Source organism: Megasphaera sp. An286 (assembly GCF_002163455.1).
In the GTDB taxonomy this organism is placed as follows: domain Bacteria; phylum Bacillota; class Negativicutes; order Veillonellales; family Megasphaeraceae; genus Megasphaera; species Megasphaera stantonii.
The window spans coordinates 1-15,928 of record NZ_NFIY01000012.1 but is presented as its reverse complement, the minus strand read 5'-3'; the positions used below and the strand labels follow the sequence as shown (position 1 = coordinate 15,928).

The 15,928-nt window shown below is 55.0% G+C and carries 15 protein-coding genes; all 15 read left to right on the top strand.

Features of this window, described 5'->3' with window-relative positions; genetic code table 11:
* Positions 1–4: 4 nt before the first annotated feature.
* The 15 genes from murF (at position 5) to B5F80_RS06715 (ending at position 15,743) form a co-directional block, all read left to right on the top strand.
* Positions 5–1,387, top strand: a complete 1,383-nt coding sequence (gene murF, locus B5F80_RS06785; protein WP_087478067.1) for a UDP-N-acetylmuramoyl-tripeptide--D-alanyl-D-alanine ligase — start codon at positions 5–7, stop codon at positions 1,385–1,387.
* A complete protein-coding gene (gene mraY / locus B5F80_RS06780) occupies positions 1,381–2,346 on the top strand; it encodes a phospho-N-acetylmuramoyl-pentapeptide-transferase (RefSeq protein ID WP_087478066.1) in 966 nt (321 codons plus the stop codon). Before murF ends, mraY begins: the two co-directional genes overlap by 7 nt.
* A gap of 39 nt (positions 2,347–2,385) precedes the next feature.
* Positions 2,386–3,750, top strand: a complete 1,365-nt coding sequence (gene murD, locus B5F80_RS06775) for a UDP-N-acetylmuramoyl-L-alanine--D-glutamate ligase (RefSeq protein WP_087478065.1) — start codon at positions 2,386–2,388, stop codon at positions 3,748–3,750.
* A gap of 37 nt (positions 3,751–3,787) precedes the next feature.
* A complete protein-coding gene (gene murG / locus B5F80_RS06770; protein ID WP_087478064.1) occupies positions 3,788–4,921 on the top strand; it encodes an undecaprenyldiphospho-muramoylpentapeptide beta-N-acetylglucosaminyltransferase in 1,134 nt (377 codons plus the stop codon).
* Between the two features lie 14 nt (positions 4,922–4,935).
* Positions 4,936–6,315 (top strand): UDP-N-acetylmuramate--L-alanine ligase, encoded by a 1,380-nt coding sequence (gene murC / locus B5F80_RS06765; protein WP_087478063.1) that lies wholly within the window; start codon positions 4,936–4,938, stop codon positions 6,313–6,315.
* A 31-nt stretch (positions 6,316–6,346) separates the two neighbouring features.
* The gene (locus tag B5F80_RS06760) at positions 6,347–7,276 is read left to right on the top strand and encodes a D-alanine--D-alanine ligase (protein WP_162860322.1); all 930 of its coding nucleotides are present in this window, start codon (positions 6,347–6,349) and stop codon (positions 7,274–7,276) included.
* A 24-nt stretch (positions 7,277–7,300) separates the two neighbouring features.
* A complete protein-coding gene (locus tag B5F80_RS06755) occupies positions 7,301–8,251 on the top strand; it encodes an FtsQ-type POTRA domain-containing protein (protein ID WP_087478062.1) in 951 nt (316 codons plus the stop codon).
* 181 nt (positions 8,252–8,432) lie between these two features.
* The gene (gene ftsZ, locus B5F80_RS06750; protein WP_087478061.1) at positions 8,433–9,461 is read left to right on the top strand and encodes a cell division protein FtsZ; all 1,029 of its coding nucleotides are present in this window, start codon (positions 8,433–8,435) and stop codon (positions 9,459–9,461) included.
* 83 nt (positions 9,462–9,544) lie between these two features.
* Entirely contained in the window at positions 9,545–10,039 is a 495-nt protein-coding gene (gene nrdR, locus B5F80_RS06745) for a transcriptional regulator NrdR (RefSeq protein WP_087478060.1), read from the top strand.
* A 2-nt stretch (positions 10,040–10,041) separates the two neighbouring features.
* Complete coding sequence (rfaE1, locus tag B5F80_RS06740; RefSeq protein ID WP_087478059.1) at positions 10,042–11,523, top strand: D-glycero-beta-D-manno-heptose-7-phosphate kinase; 1,482 nt, start codon at positions 10,042–10,044, stop codon at positions 11,521–11,523.
* On the top strand, positions 11,520–12,485 hold the full coding sequence (gene rfaD, locus B5F80_RS06735; protein ID WP_087478058.1) for an ADP-glyceromanno-heptose 6-epimerase: 966 nt from the start codon (positions 11,520–11,522) through the stop codon (positions 12,483–12,485). Before rfaE1 ends, rfaD begins: the two co-directional genes overlap by 4 nt.
* Positions 12,482–13,003 (top strand): HAD family hydrolase, encoded by a 522-nt coding sequence (locus tag B5F80_RS06730; protein ID WP_087478057.1) that lies wholly within the window; start codon positions 12,482–12,484, stop codon positions 13,001–13,003. Before rfaD ends, B5F80_RS06730 begins: the two co-directional genes overlap by 4 nt.
* A complete protein-coding gene (locus B5F80_RS06725) occupies positions 12,990–14,024 on the top strand; it encodes a glycosyltransferase family 9 protein (protein WP_087478056.1) in 1,035 nt (344 codons plus the stop codon). The genes B5F80_RS06730 and B5F80_RS06725 overlap by 14 nt, the downstream gene beginning before the upstream one ends.
* The gene (locus B5F80_RS06720; RefSeq protein WP_087478055.1) at positions 14,017–15,063 is read left to right on the top strand and encodes a glycosyltransferase family 9 protein; all 1,047 of its coding nucleotides are present in this window, start codon (positions 14,017–14,019) and stop codon (positions 15,061–15,063) included. Before B5F80_RS06725 ends, B5F80_RS06720 begins: the two co-directional genes overlap by 8 nt.
* 95 nt (positions 15,064–15,158) lie before the next feature.
* Positions 15,159–15,743 carry a porin gene (locus tag B5F80_RS06715; protein ID WP_087478054.1) on the top strand — a complete coding sequence of 195 codons (585 nt, stop codon included), beginning with the start codon at positions 15,159–15,161 and terminating at the stop codon, positions 15,741–15,743.
* Positions 15,744–15,928: the final 185 nt, after the last annotated feature.

The window sequence follows — 15,928 nt, the reverse complement described above, 5'->3', positions numbered from 1 at the left end:
GAAAATGGCTTCCTTTACGAAGACAGAAATACAAGAGGCGACGGGAGCGTCTGTCGCCGTCAGCGGCGAAAAGACTTTATTTTCCGGCGTGGAAACGGATACGCGGGTCATCGGCAGGGACGCGTTGTTTGTAGCCCTCAAGGGCGAGCGGTTTGACGGTCATGATTTTGTCGGCAAAGCCGTGCAGCAGGGCGCGGCCGGCGTTATCGTGTCCGAAATGCGGGACGAATACAGAGAGTACGGCATTGCTGTTTTCGTCGCAGACGATACGCTGAAGGCCTATCAGGCTTTGGCCCGCTTCCATCGCCGCCGTTTTTCCATTCCCGTCGTAGCCGTAACGGGCTCCGTCGGCAAGACGTCGACGCGAAATATGATTGCCTCCGTCCTGTCGCAGAAATATGACGTGCTGCAGACGGAAAAAAATTTCAACAACGAAATCGGCCTGCCGCGCACGCTGCTGCAGCTGACGGAACGGCACGAAGCCTGCGTCGTCGAAATGGGCATGCGCGGCTTGGGACAGATTGCCGAGCTGGCGGCCATTGCCGAGCCGACTATCGGCGTCGTGACGAACGTCGGCAAGAGCCATATTGAACTCCTGGGGTCGCAGGAAAACATCGCCAAGGCGAAGAGCGAGCTTGTTTTGGCTCTTGACGAAAAGGGCACGGCCGTATTGAATGCCGACGATTCCTTCGTAGCCCCGATGGCCGCCCTATGCCGCGGCAGCGTGCTGACCTACGGCACCGAGGCGGGCGACGATATCTGGGCCGAGCAGATAGCCGTAAGCGAGCAGGGCGTAACCTTCACCTGCCACTGCGGCAGCGATGTCTTCGCGGCGCAGATTCCGGCAATCAGCCGCCACCACGCCTATAACGGATTGGCTGCGGCTGCCGTCGGCTGCTTGACGGGCCTTTCGGCCGAAGAAATCCGGCGCGGCCTGGCGGCGTATAAAGGCGTGCCCATGCGGGAAGAGCTGATTTCCTTGGCGCCGTATACGTTTATCAACGACGCCTATAACGCCAATCCGGCTTCCATGAGCGCGGCTATCCGTTCTCTGGGCGCCTTGACGACGGGCCGGAAAATTGCCGTATTGGGCGGCATGCTGGAATTAGGCGATTGGGCCCGGGAAGAACATGAAGCCATCGGCCGGGAGATCGCCTCGTCGGGTATTGACGTCCTCATTACCATGGGCGAGCTGGCCGGATATATTGCCTGCGCGGCGAGAGAAGGCGGCATGAAGCAGGTCTACACGGCCGCGACGCATGACGAATGCGCCGCCTGCCTGAAAGAACTGCTGCAGCCGGGTGATACGGTGCTGCTGAAAGGGTCCCGCGGGTTTGCCATGGAAAAAATACTGTCATATTTCGAAAGGAAGTCATGTGAATGTTAAATACGCTGATATTTGGATTCGCCGTCAGCCTGGTCATCGCCTTAGTGCTGGGCAAGCCGGTTATCGGGCAGTTAAAGAAATTCCATGCCCGCCAATCTGAACGGGAAGAAGGCCCGCAGAGCCATAAGTATAAAGCCGGGACGCCGACGATGGGCGGCATCTTGATTCTGATCGCTTTGGTTGTCTCCTGTCTGGTATTCAATCCGTCGGATCTGCGCAAGGGCCTGGCTTTGTTTCTGACGTTCGGACACGGCGTCATCGGATTCCTCGACGACAGCATCAAAGCGGTGAAACGGCGTAATCTGGGGCTGACAGCCAAGCAGAAATTGCTCGGCCAGTTCGTTATGGCAGCCGTATTTTGCTTCATTTTAAAGGAATTCCTTCAATTTCCTACGACTCTTTGGATTCCCTTCACGTCGATTACGATCGATTTGGGATTCTTCTATTATATCTTTGTGTTTGTCATGATCGTCGGAGCCAGCAATGCCGTCAACCTGACGGACGGCTTGGACGGCCTGGCGGCCGGTTCCTGCGCGATTACGTCTGTGGCCTACGTCGTCATTGCCGTAGCGCTGGGATACGTCAATTTCGCCGTGTTCAGCGCGGCCTTGACCGGCGCCTGCCTGGGCTTTCTGTTTTATAACCAGCACCCGGCCAAGATGTTTATGGGCGATACAGGTTCGCTGGCTTTGGGCGGGGCGCTGGCGGCGATGGCTATCTTGACGAAGACGGAGCTGCTTCTCATTCTGGCAGGCGGATTATACGTCATTGAAGCCTTATCGGTTATCATTCAGGTTGTTTCCTTTAAGACGCGGGGCGTGCGCGTATTCAAAATGAGCCCTATTCATCATCATTTTGAACTGTCTGGCTGGAGCGAAGTAAAGGTAGTTACCGTTTTTTGGAGTTTTTCCGCCCTCATGGCGATATTGGCGATTATCGTCGTCTTATCGTGCAAATAGAGGGTATTCATATTATCTGAACAAAGCAGGTGTTGGCAAATGAGCATAATGGATTTTTCTGGAAAAAAAATATTGGTCATCGGCGCAGGTATCAGCGGCCGGGCCGCATCGATGGCCTTGGCCCGTCACGGCGGCGCAGTTATTCTCAATGACAAAAAGGACATCGACTGCACGGAAGAGCCGTGGCCGGCGCTGCAGCGTGCCGGCGTCAAGTTCGTATTCGGCAGCCAGGAAAATTCGCTGCTGGACGGCGTGGACATCGTCGTGCCGTCGCCGGTTATTTCTCCGGAAATTCCCATTATGAAAGAAGCGCTGTCGCGCCGTTTGCCCGTTTGGAGTGAAGTAGAAACAGCCTGCCGCGTAACCGATGCCGACATATTGGGCGTGACGGGTACGAACGGGAAGACGACGACGACGACCCTGCTGGGGGAAATCATGAAGGCCTCAGGCCGTCAGACTGTCGTCGGCGGCAATATCGGCATCGGCCTTTCCGAGCAGGCGGCAGATTTGCCGAAGGAAGCCGTCGTCGTAGCGGAATTGTCCAGCTTCCAGCTGGAATTTACGCAGACGATGAAGGCTAAAGCGGCCGTCGTCCTGAATATTACGCCGGACCACCTAGACCGCCATCATACGATGGAAGCCTACGCCGAAGCGAAGAAGCGCATTTTCCGCAATCAGGATGGGGACGATACGGCTGTGCTGAATTACGACGACCCGCTGGTCAGGGCCATGGCTCCGGACATGACGGGCCGCGTCGTCTGGTTTTCCACGCAGGGCGAAGTGCCTGTTGGTGCGTTTTATCAGGACGGGCAGCTTATCCTCCGCATGGACGGCCAGGATACGCTCATTTGCCGGGAAGACGAACTTCATTTATTCGGCAAGCATAATATTCAAAATTGTTTGGCTGCGTCGCTGCTGGCTTACGCCGCCGGCGTGCCTCTCGACGTGATCTCTGGCGTATTGAAATCGTTCCGGGGCGTAGAGCACCGTCTGGAAAAAGTGCGCACAATTCACGGCGTCACCTATTACAATGATTCAAAAGGAACGAATACCGACGCGTCTATCAAAGCGCTGGAAGCGTTTTCGGGACACTTGGTCTTGATTGCCGGCGGCTACGATAAGATGACGCCTCTCGACGAGTTTATGAAATTGGCCGCAGAAAAGGTCGATACGATCATATTGATCGGCGCGGCGGCAGATCGGTTTGAACAGGAAGCGAAGAAGGCCGGCGTCAAGGATATTCGCCGGGCCGGATACAGCATGGAACGGGCGATTATGATGGCCCGTAAGATTGCCAAAGCGCCGCAGGCCGTACTGTTGTCTCCGGCATGCTCGAGCTTTGACATGTACGATAATTTTGAGCAGCGCGGACGGGTCTTCAAGGGAATCGTCAACGCGATATAGCCATAGAATTTATTTTTGACTGGTAGGGGGCAAAAACATGGGTCGAGTAATTATTTCAGGAGGCGGAACAGGCGGCCATATCTATCCGGCAATAACAATTGCCCGCGCTATTGCCGATATCGAGCCGACGGAGTTTCTCTACGTAGGCTCGAAGATAGGGTTGGAAAATACGCTGATTCCTAAAGAAGGACTGCCTTTTGTGACCATAGACGTACGGGGATTGGAACGCCGCATTTCCTTCCGCAACGTAGTGACTCTGGGAAAGACGGCGGGAAGCGTATTTAAGGCCGAACGCATTATTCATCGGTTTAAGCCGGAAGTCGTCATCGGTACGGGCGGATTCGTCTGCGGCCCCGTGCTGCTGGCGGCCAGCCTGAGCGGCATTCCGACGCTCGTGCAGGAGCAAAACGTCATCCCCGGCGTGACCAATTTGATTTTGAGCAAGTTTGCCAACCGCGTCGCCCTGGGATATAGGGAAGCGGCCGGCCGGTTTAAGAAAAAAGAAAATCTCGTGTATACGGGAAATCCTGTCCGTAAGGATATTTTGACGGTAAGCAAGGAAGAAGGGCGCAGCCTGCTGGGGCTGGACTCGCATAAATTTACGCTCCTCGTCGCCGGCGGCAGCCGCGGGGCGCGCAGCATCAACTCGGCCATGATTGAAGTGCATCGGTATTTTAAGGATGTCAAGGACATACAGATTCTCCATATTACGGGAGACCACGAGTACGACCGCGTCGTCAAGCAGCTCGAAGGCATCGACGGCAAAGGGCGGTACGGCGAGGGAAGCCGTATTATACCGTACCTGCATCAGATGCCGGAAGCGTTGGCGGCGGCTGATTTGGCCGTATATCGTGCCGGCGCCGTGGGGTTGGCTGAATTGACAGTGCGGGGCGTTCCTTCGATTTTGATTCCTTACCCCTATGCGGCGGAAGATCATCAGCGGTACAACGCCCAAGCCCTGGTCATGTGCGGCGCGGCTAAGATGATCCTGGACAAGATGCTGACCGGTAAGGATTTGCTGGAAGAAATCCTTCATTTAAAAGAAGATCCGGAAGCGTTAGCTTCCATGGCCAAGGCCAGCAAGGCTCTGGGCCGGCCTCAGGCCGCTCACGACATTGCGAAGCTGGCGTTATCGATTGCGCGCCGACGCACGGGAAGCAGCGCAAAGTAAGGATGTGTAAGACCATGGTCAATCTCAACGACGTACGAAAAGTACATTTTATCGGCATTGCCGGCGCAGGCATGCGGGCAATAGCCAACGTTTTCATAGAAAAAGGATATATCGTATCGGGGTCGGACCTCAAGCGGTCGGCCATTACGGATAAATTTGCCGAACAGGGCGCGCGCATCTGCATCGGCCAGAAGGCGGAAAATCTGCAGGATGCCGAAGTCGTCGTCATCTCTTCGGCAATTCGCGAAACGAATGCAGAAGTAGTAGAAGCGCGGCGGAGGCATATCCCGGTGATACATCGGTCCGACGCGCTGGTACATATCATGACCTGGGGCAAGGGCATATCCGTCGCCGGAGCGCACGGCAAGACGACGACGTCGTCCATGCTCGGCCAGGTCTTTGAAGAAAGCCATCTGGAACCGACTATCGTCATCGGCGGTGAAGTCGATTACCTGCACAGCAATTCGATTTTAGGCAAAGGCGAATACGTCATTGCCGAAGCCGACGAAAGCGACGGGACCTTCCTGAAGCAGTCGCCGTATATCGCTGTCGTAACCAATATCGACGCCGATCACATGGATCATTACGGCTCCATGGACAACGTCGTCGAAGCCTTTAAGGAGTTTATACAGAAGCTGGACGCCGAGCAGGGGCTGGCCGTCCTGTGCTTTGAAAACGAATACATCCGCCGTCTGGCGCCGTCTCTGCAGCGCCGGTATCTGACGTACGGTATCGAGGCTGAGGCGGATTATCAGGCTCGGAATCTCCATTATGCCAAGGGCAAGCTGTATTTTGACGTGCTGTTTCACGGCGAGACGCTGGGCGAACTGATGCTGAACGTGCCGGGACGGCACAATGTCCTGAACGCGCTGGCGACGACGGCTGTGGCGCTGCGCTGCGGCATTTCCTTCAGTCAGGTAGCTTCAGCGTTGTCCCATTTTCACGGCGCAAAGCGGCGCTTTCAAACGAAAGGCTTTGCCGGCGACGTATGGGTCGTCGACGATTATGCCCATCACCCGACGGAAATCAACGCCACCCTCACGGCGGCCCGCGACATGGGCACGCACCGCGTCGTCTGCCTGTTTCAGCCGCACCGCTATACGCGGACGCAGCTCCTTCTTGAAGATTACGGCTCGGCCTTTGCTAAAGCCGACGTCCTCATTGTGACCGACGTATACAGCGCCGGCGAAGATCCTATTCCGGGCGTGACGGGCCGGCTTATTGCCGATAAGGTTCGCGAAAAGACCGGACAGGACGTCATCTACATTCCCCATACGGAAGACGTCGTCACATATTTGAAAGAACATGCCCGGCCGCTGGATTTAATCATTACCATGGGAGCCGGAGACATTTATAAAGTGGGAGAACAATACTTGGCGGAAGCAAAAGGATAAGATTAAAAACATGAACACTACTATAGAAACGATGAAACAGAAAAAAATTGCCGTCGTCGTCGGCGGCCCGTCGTCGGAAGCAGAAGTATCGCGCAATACCGGCGCGGCTATTGCCAAAGCGTTGACGACGAAAGGCTACGCTGTAGAGACGATTGAACTGGTGCCGGAGCGGCTGGTAGAGACGCTTAAGGAAAAAAATATTGACGTCGTATTCAACGCCCTGCACGGCCGGTACGGCGAAGACGGCGTGCTGCAGGGGCTTTGCGAAATGATGGGCCTTCCCTATACGGGTCCCGGCGTCATGGCCAGCGCCGTCGGCATGAGTAAGGTCGTGAGCAAATGCGCTTTTCAGGGCGCCGGTATTCCGACGGCTCCCTTCGCCTATTATTTCTCGGCCCAGGGCTTGGACTATATAGCTGACGATATTGGGCGTCGCTTTTCGCTGCCCGTGGTCATCAAGTCGTCGGCCCAGGGGTCGACGATCGGGACGGTCATCGTCAGCGACGCGTCGGATATTCGGGCGGCTCTGGATGAAGCCTTCCGTTACGGTCCGGCCATCATCGCCGAAGCCTTTCTCGACGGAGAAGAATTTACCGTCGCCGTCATGGACGACATGGCTATGCCGGTCATTCAAATCGTTCCCAGCACGGGGCGGTATGATTACTATTCGAAATATACGCCCGGCGTGACGAAGCATCTCTGCCCGGCGCCGATTTCGCCGGAACTGACGAAGAAAATGCAGGATTTAGCCCTGCAGGTCTTCCACCTGTGCCAGTGCAGCGGCGTCGCCCGCGTCGACATCATGACGAACAGCCAGGGAGAACCGTTCGTCCTGGAAATCAACACCGTGCCCGGCATGACGGCGACGAGCCTCGTGCCTGACGCGGCTATCGCGATGGGATTGTCCTTTGAAGACTTGTGCGAAAAAATTTTATTGGAAGCCTCTGTCGGCAAGTTTTAACTGCACAGTACGTTAGGATGTAGCATGAAGAAAGAAAACTATCGTAATTACCAATTTACATCGGATACAACTTCGCGGCGGAAGCCGGACAACGCGGCAGCGTTTAAGCATACGAGCGACGTGTTCGTGCCGCCCCATTTGGCGCATGATCCGCTGGACGATTTGTACGGAAACCGGCGCGAAGCCGAACGGCGGCAGCAGCTGCAGGAAGAAGAAACACGCCGTCGGAAGCGGCGCATAAAGCGCGAGAAGATAAAGAAAAAGCGGAAGCAGAAGCGCAAGGGACGCCTGACGGCTGTCGGCATCGTCCTGTTCGTCCTGCTGCTGTGGGTCTTTCTGCGCTTCGCCGCCGTTCCCTTCGGCACACTGGTCATTCAGGGAAATGAAACGCTGACGACGGATGATATATACCGGGCCGGCGGCGTTCCGGGCTACGTCAACGTCGTGCAGCTGTCGCCGGACGAGCTGAAGAATCGGCTGGAAAAAGATCTGCGCATCAGCAGCGCCGTCGTAGAACGGCAGTTCCCTGCGACGATACAGGTGACGCTGACCGAGCGGAAGGCGGCTGCTATCGTCATGACGATGTACGGCTTTGCCTACGTGGATAAGGACGGCGTCGTCATAGAGCTGGAGCCGCAGATAGAAGGCGTATCCGTGCCGATTATGACTGGGAAAAAGGTCGATACGCTGCTGCTGGGGGATACCATAGCCGATCCCGCCCTCCGGGCCGGCCTGGAATATTTGCAGAATTTGCCGCCGGACGTATTGAAACATATGGCTGAAATTAACGTAGGCAATCCGGACAATATCATTGCCTATACGACGGACTCGCTGCCCGTTCACTTGGGCAAGGGCGATAAGCCCGTCGAACGGGCGGCCATTACCGACGAGCTGCTGCGGGAAGTAGACAGCAACCATTTGCTGGTTCAATATATCGACACGACGCCCGGCGCTCCGTCCGTCAAGAGTAAGTAACCAGACGCCGGATTGCTCCGGCAAGGGGGGCTGACGACAGGCGAAAGCCCGTAACTGAGCCGTTGAGCGGCCCGAAAGATTTAAAAAAAGATGTAGATAATTTTTCCGATATAGTGTAAAATAATATAGAATCCTATCTATATATAGCAGTGCTGACGAATTTGAAGGAGGAAACAGAAGTATGGCAGAGTTTGCAAATATAAAAGTAATTGGTGTCGGCGGCGGCGGAAACAACGCCGTCAACCGTATGATAGAAAGCGGTCTGCAGGGCGTGCAGTTCATTTCCGTGAATACGGAAGATCAGGTATTGGAAGTATCGCAGGCCGACGTTAAGCTCCAGATTGGCGAAAAATTGACGCGCGGCCTCGGCGCCGGCGCTAATCCTCAGGTCGGCGAACAGGCAGCTTTGGAAAGCAAGGAAGAAATCATCAAAGCCCTTCAGGGTGCCGATATGGTCTTCATCACGGCCGGCATGGGCGGCGGCACCGGCACGGGTGCGGCTCCTATCGTAGCGGAATGTGCCAAGGAAATGGGCGCGCTGACCGTCGCCGTCGTAACGAAGCCCTTTGCTTTTGAAGGTAAGCGCCGTAAGGAACAGGCTGAAAAGGGCGCGGCCTATCTGAAGGAAAAGGTCGATACGATCATCACGATTCCGAACGATAAGCTGCTCCAGATTATCGATAAAAAGACGCCGCTCAAAGACGCGTTCCTCGTAGCCGACGACGTTCTCCGTCAGGGCGTGCAGGGCATTTCCGATTTGATTACGACGACAGGCCTCATCAACCTGGACTTTGCCGACGTCAAGACGATTATGTCCGATCAGGGCGAAGCGATTATGGGCATCGGCGTAGGCTCCGGCGAAAACAGAGCCGTCGAAGCCGTCGACAGCGCGATTCACAGCCCGCTCCTGGAAATGGGCATCGACGGCGCGCAGAGCATCCTGCTCAACGTCACGGGCGGCCCGGATATCAGCTTGTATGAAATCAATGAAGCAGCGGAAAAAGTTGCCGAAGCTGTTGATCCTGATGCCAATATCATCTTCGGTTCCGTTATTGACCCGGATATGGAAGATTCGATTCGCATTACTGTCGTTGCGACTGGATTTGGCAAAGAACCGTCTTCGATTCCTTCCTTCGGACAGGCGGGCGGACTTAAAGCCGGAGATTCCAAAGATGCCGGCGGCGTAGAAATTCCTACGTGGATGAGATAAGCAGTACAGTAAAAAGCGGATCCTTAGGGACCCGCTTTTTTTCAAAATTCCCCGCGCAGCGCGCGCGTTAGGAGGAATACATCATGAAATGTCCTTTTTGCAAGCATGACGATACCAAAGTAACCGATTCGCGGGCTACGGACGACGGCAGAGCCATTCGCCGCCGCCGGGAGTGCCAGAGCTGCGGCCGGCGGTTTACGACGTACGAGATGGTGGAAGAATCGCCGCTCATCGTCATTAAGCGCAACGGCAGCCGCGAGCTCTTCGACCGCAGCAAGATATTGAACGGTCTGCTGCGGGCCAGCAATAAGCGGATGATAACGCGGCAGCAGCTGGAAGACATCGTTTCTCACGTAGAACGGGATATACGGAATTCTCTGGCTCAGGAAGTCACGAGCGAGAAAATCGGCGAAATGGTCTTGGACGAACTCAAGTCTATCGATGAAGTCGCCTATATCCGCTTCGCGTCGGTATACCGGAAATTTGCCGATTTGGAAAGCTTTATGGCCGAGCTGGAGCATTTGATGGGAACGAAAAAGAAGGAAGCCGTAGAAGAACAGCATGACATTGAGGAGTAAGTATGACTGAAGGGTATATTGATAACTTTTTAAACGATGCATTGCCGAAGCTGCGAATCGCCGTCGTCGGCGATATCATGGTCGACCGTTACGTCTTCGGCAGCGTGGACCGCATTTCTCCGGAAGCGCCCGTGCCGGTTAATAAGGTCAACCGCATTTCGTCGGTCCTGGGAGGCGCGGCGAACGTTGCCGCCAACCTGGCGAATTTAGACTGCCGCGTATATTTAGCCGGCTTAGTCGGCGACGATGAAAACGCCGCTCTTCTGCGCGGTCTGCTGAATGACGCCGGCATCGACGGCACGGGGATGGTCGTGCGCAAGGGCCACGTGACGACGACGAAAGTGCGGGTCCTCGGCTCGCGTCAGCAAATGGTACGGCTGGATTTTGAAGACGCCGTCCCCTTTGAAAGGGAAGAAGAAGACGCCTTGGCGGCCTGGCTGGATCAGCGCATCGCGCAGGGCTTAGACGGCATGATTTTGTCGGATTATAAAAAAGGCGTTCTGACGGATCGCATGTCCCAGCTGGTTATCGAACGGGCCCGCAGGGCGGGAATTCCCATACTCGTCGACCCGAAGGGCAGCGACTGGCACAAGTACAACGGCGCTGATTTTGTGACGCCTAATATTAAGGAGCTGGGAGACTGCTGCGGCGAGAAGATACCTAACGAAGGCCAGGCCGTCGTGGATGCGGCGCGCAGGCTCCATGAGCAGTATGATTTCGCCCATATCATGGTCACGCGGTCGGAAAAGGGGATTACGGTCATCCGCAAGGATGGCAAGGTATGGAACAATCCGGCGACGGCTCAGGAAGTGTTCGACGTATCAGGCGCCGGCGATACTGTCGCCGCGGCGTTTTTGGCGGCTGTAGCCAGTCATTTGTCGATTCGCACGAGCCTGCAGGTTGCCAATGCGGCGGCAGGCATCGTCGTCACGAAGGTCGGGACCTATCCGATTCACCGCAGCGAGCTGCTGAAGCTGTGGCAGGAATGGCATCCTAATCGCTGGGCTCCGTACAAGGCCCTGAGTAGGGAAGAAACGGCGGAAAAAATACGGCAGTGGCAGAAGCAGGGCGAAACGGTTGTCTTTACGAACGGCTGCTTCGATATCCTGCACCGCGGCCACGTCCTGTATCTGCAGCAGGCGGCCATGCTGGGACAGCATCTCGTCGTCGGCTTGAATTCCGATGCGTCGGTGCGTCGGCTGAAAGGCGAAACGCGCCCTCTCGTCCACGAGGAGGACCGGGCCGTATTGCTGAGCGCCCTCGGCTGCGTCGACGAAGTCGTCATTTTTACGGAAGATACGCCGGCAGAGCTGCTCAGCGTGCTGCGGCCGGATATCCTCGTAAAGGGCGGCGACTATAAGGCCGAAGAGGTCGTCGGCAGGGAATATGTAAAGCGCGTAGAAATCATATCCTTTGAAGAAGGATATTCTACGACGGGATTAGTACAGAAAATCGCCTCTTTGGCGAAGGAGGGTAAACTATGAAAATCGTAACAGGCGGCGCCGGATTTATCGGCAGCAATATAGTAAAACAACTGAATAACCGGGGAATCGACGATATCCTCATCGTCGACGATTTGACGGACGGACGCAAATGCCGCAATCTTCAGGGCCTTTCGTTCTACGATTACATGGACTATGAAGATTTCGACATGCAGATGGCCGACGATACCTTTGACTGCGGCTATATTGACGTCGTATTCCATGAAGGAGCCTGCTCCGATACGATGAACTACGACGGCCGCTATATGATGAAGAACAATTACGAAGGCAGCAAGAACCTGCTGCGCTACTGCATGCAGCGCAAGATTCCCTTCCTGTATGCATCGTCGGCGTCGACCTACGGCAGCGGCAAGAACGGCTTCCGCGAAGAACCGCAGTGCGAGCAGGCTCTCAATCCCTACGCCTATTCCAAGCTGCAGTTCGACCGCTTCGTCCGCCGCGTCATGCCCTTGGCGAAGAGCCAGATCGTAGGCTTCCGGTACTTCAACGTCTTTGGGCCTCAGGAAAATCACAAGGACCGCATGGCGTCCCTCATTTTCCAAAAATACAACGAACTGCAGGAAACGGGCAAAATCACCTTGTTTGCCGGTACGGCGGGCTATGAGGACGGCGGCCAGATTCGCGATTTTATCTACGTCAAAGACGTCGTCAACGTCGTATTTTATTTCTGGGAACATCCGGAGCTGTCGGGCATTTACAACTGCGGCACCGGCGTAGGCCATACGTTCAACGAATTTGTCCAGGGCATCATCGATTACTGCGGCAAAGGGCATATCGAGTACGTTCCTTTCCCGGAAGTCCTCAAAGGAAAATATCAGAGCTATACCCAGGCTGATACGCAGAAGCTGATGAAAGCTGGCTACGACAGGGGCTTTACCCTTCTCGACGAAGCAGTAAAGGAATACTGCAGCATCCTCGAAAAGAGCGGCGGGTACTACGAATGAGAAAGGCCGTGTTTTTGGACCGCGACGGCGTCCTCAACGTCGACAAGGGCTATTTAAGCCGCGTAGAAGATTTTGAATGGATGGACGGGGCGAAGGAAGCCGTCGCCTGGCTGACGAAGGAAGGCTACGACGTCGTCGTCGTGACGAACCAGAGCGGCGTCGCCCGCGGCTACTATACGGAAGAAGACGTGCGGCGCCTTCACGACTGGATGTGCCGGCAGATAGAAGAAGCCGGCGGCAAGGTCACGGCCGTGTATTACTGCCCGTATCTGGAAGGCGCGCCGGTCAAGGCCTACGATAAACAGAGCGATTGGCGCAAGCCTGCGCCGGGCATGATTTTGCAGGCGGCAGCCGATTGGGATATTGACCTGGCTTCGTCGGTTATGATCGGCGATATGCCCCGCGACGTGGAGTGCGGCGAACGTGCCGGCGTGCCGTCGTATTTATTTGAAGGCGGTTCTCTGCTCGATTTTGTCCGAAAGGTCGTAAAAGAAGGGAAATGCCGTGAAACCATATAAGAATATCCTCATCGTCAAAATGAGTTCTCTCGGCGACGTGCTGCACGCCCTGCCGACGCTGTACGCCCTGCGGGAAAACTGCCCCGACGCGCGCATCGTCTGGGCTGTGCACAAGCAGTTTTCCGCCGTTTTGCCGGGCAAACCTTATATCGACGACATCGTGTATATCGATAAGAAGGGGCTGAAATCGCTGTCCTATTTGAAAGAGCTGCGCCGGACCTTGCACGAGTATCATTTTGATATGTGCCTCGATTTGCAGGGGCTGGCCAAAAGCGCGATCGTCGCCTTCTGCAGCGGCGCGAAGGAAAAGTACGGCTACTGGGAAATGCGCGAAGGCAGCTTTCTGGTCAGCAAAGGGCTGACGGGGACGCATAAATTCGATCACGTCATCGAACGGTATTTGGATACGGTACGCGCTTTAGGCGGCGCTGTAGACGGCGTCGAATTTCCTCTTCCGTCTGTCGACGCGGAAAAAGCGTCGCTTTCAGGGCGATTTGCTGCCGATGGCATGACGGGCCCTTATATTGCCGTCGTGCCCGGCGCGCGGTGGGACGTAAAGGAATGGCCTGTTCCGTATTGGCAGGCGTTTCTGCGCCGCGTTGTCCAAGGTGGCATGAACGTCGTCCTGTTGGGCAGCGGCGACGATGTGCCGAAGGGGAGGGCCATTGCCGAAGGCGTTGCGTCGCCGCGTCTGTTTGATTATACAGGAAAGACCAGTTTACGCGAGCTCATGGCGGCTATTGGCATGTCCCGCTTGTACATCAGTGCCGATACGGGGCCGCTGCATATTGCCAATGCCCTGAAGAAGGAGCTGATCGCCCTGTTTGGCCCGACCTGTCCGGATCGGACGGGGCCGTACGGCGGCGCCCGCAGCGAATACATCCATATGATTATTTCGCCTACGTCGGCGGCGACGCAGGAGCAGCCCCTCGTCGACGACCCGGACTGCATGAAACAGATATCCGTCGACAGGGTCTGGGAGACATATACGGACATCGTAAAGGAGGCAGATAATGATTAATTTGCGTCACAAACGAATTATCGTAACCTTCTTAATGCATTTAGGCGATTTGGTGCTGATTACGCCCTTTCTGCAGGTACTGCGCCGTCATGCTCACGGATCGGATATCACCCTCGTCGTTGACGAAAAAGTGGCCGACGTCGTGCGCTACAATCCGAACGTGGATCATATCGTGACTGTCGACAAAAAAGGCAAGGACAATTCAGTCGGCGCGCTGTGGCGGATTGGACGGGAGCTGCACAAAAATCATTACGACATTTTGATAAATCTCCATCCTAACGAACGGACATCGTTTTTAGCGGCGGCCATCCAGGCGAAGCAGTTCGTCGGCATGAGTCATTTTTTGTTTCGGCCGTTCATGGATACCTATACGCGGCTGGACCGCCTCCATTTTCATGCCGCCGATATGTATCTCAACGTGCTGGTTCAACTGGGCATCGACGATTACCGGAACGACGGCCTGCAGCTCGTTACCTGCCCTGCATGGGATAAAGCGGCCGATGATTTCTATGCGTCCCAGGGCGTAGGGCCGGGCGATAAGCTCGTCGGCTTCAACATCGGCAGCGCCGTGCCCCAGAAACGCTGGCCTCCTGACCGGTTCGCCGCTGTCGCTGATTACTTTGCCGATAAAGGCTATACGTGCGTATTCTTTGGCGGCACGATGGACGAAGAGATGGTCGGCGAAGCCGTGTCGCTGATGCGGCACAAACCTGTCGTAGGGACGGGGAAATTTTCGATCGGCGAGCTGGCCGCTGCGATTAGGCGCTGCTCCCTGTTTATTACGAACGACAGCGGGCCCATGCACATTGCCGTAAGCCAGCGCGTGCCCCTCGTCGCTTTATACGGGCCGAGCAATCCTAAATTTTACGGGCCTTATACGGATCGGGCTATCGTATTGGAGTCGACGACTCATTACGAAGTAGGCAAGAGCATGAAAAAAATTATTAAAGAAGGCAAATACAAGGGCATTTCCGTTATCCCTCTAAGCCAGGTCATCCAGGCCGGAGAAGAATTGCTGGAGCGCTATAAAGAAGAATGAGGATTTCTCTTTCTTCTTTTTGCCTTTTCGTGACAAATAGAGTATAATATAAATAATATGATGAAGTATGTGAGTACACGATGGAGGTGTTTCCCGTGAAAAAGATAGTGTTGGCCAGCGTATTAGCGGCCCTTGTTTCTGTCAGCGCCGTTTCGTTCGCCGCGCCTATACGAAATCCTGAAGCCGGCGATTTTAAGGTAAACGTCAACTATGGATTCGACCAGGAAGAAGGCGGCCGCAGTGCGGAAAGCCGTTTTGTCGGCGGCGATTTGACCTATGTCCTTAATGATAAATGGGATATTCAATATATTAATAACTATACGAAAGGCGATAACGGAAATAAGATCAACGAACATTATGTAGTTGGCAACTATCGCCTGGCGCCATATTTATCCATTTATGGCGGCGGCTCCTATGTCGACACGGATACGTGGCATTCGGGTAAGAATTCGTATGGTTATCAGTTCGGTCTCCGCGGCCAGCTGCCTCTTACAGACCGCCTGCAGGGCTTTGCTTCTGTCGGCGTCGGCGATGACGTTAATTCTTATGAAATCGGCGTCGGCTACGATATTACGTCGAGCTGGGACGCTCATGTAAAATACCGCAGCGCCAGCGTAGACGTGGATAACTACGATGATGACGTAGAAGGCTGGCAGGTCGGTATGGGCTACAAATTCTAAATTTCATTTCATCAACAAAAGCGCTGCGTCGGACTGACGCGGCGCTTTTTAGTGCGCGCCGCAGGGCCGCATCTTGGGTTAGTGTAAAATAATTGTGGGAAAACTTTACTGCACAAAAGTGAAGAACATATAAAAAGAGAAGGAACTTCTTTGGTATAATGAAATCACCACAATCTCACGCAAAG

Bases quoted from the DNA above. Each gene is read 5' to 3' on its own strand.
- B5F80_RS06730 (WP_087478057.1), top strand. From the start codon at position 12,482: ATGAGAAAGGCCGTGTTTTTGGACCGCGACGGCGTCCTCAACGTCGAC.
- nrdR (WP_087478060.1), top strand. From the start codon at position 9,545: ATGAAATGTCCTTTTTGCAAGCATGACGATACCAAAGTAACCGATTCG.
- rfaE1 (WP_087478059.1), top strand. From the start codon at position 10,042: ATGACTGAAGGGTATATTGATAACTTTTTAAACGATGCATTGCCGAAG.
- B5F80_RS06760 (WP_162860322.1), top strand. From the start codon at position 6,347: ATGAAACAGAAAAAAATTGCCGTCGTCGTCGGCGGCCCGTCGTCGGAA.
- mraY (WP_087478066.1), top strand. From the start codon at position 1,381: ATGTTAAATACGCTGATATTTGGATTCGCCGTCAGCCTGGTCATCGCC.
- murD (WP_087478065.1), top strand. From the start codon at position 2,386: ATGAGCATAATGGATTTTTCTGGAAAAAAAATATTGGTCATCGGCGCA.
- B5F80_RS06720 (WP_087478055.1), top strand. From the start codon at position 14,017: ATGATTAATTTGCGTCACAAACGAATTATCGTAACCTTCTTAATGCAT.
- murG (WP_087478064.1), top strand. From the start codon at position 3,788: ATGGGTCGAGTAATTATTTCAGGAGGCGGAACAGGCGGCCATATCTAT.
- murF (WP_087478067.1), top strand. From the start codon at position 5: ATGGCTTCCTTTACGAAGACAGAAATACAAGAGGCGACGGGAGCGTCT.
- rfaD (WP_087478058.1), top strand. From the start codon at position 11,520: ATGAAAATCGTAACAGGCGGCGCCGGATTTATCGGCAGCAATATAGTA.
- murC (WP_087478063.1), top strand. From the start codon at position 4,936: ATGGTCAATCTCAACGACGTACGAAAAGTACATTTTATCGGCATTGCC.
- ftsZ (WP_087478061.1), top strand. From the start codon at position 8,433: ATGGCAGAGTTTGCAAATATAAAAGTAATTGGTGTCGGCGGCGGCGGA.
- B5F80_RS06755 (WP_087478062.1), top strand. From the start codon at position 7,301: ATGAAGAAAGAAAACTATCGTAATTACCAATTTACATCGGATACAACT.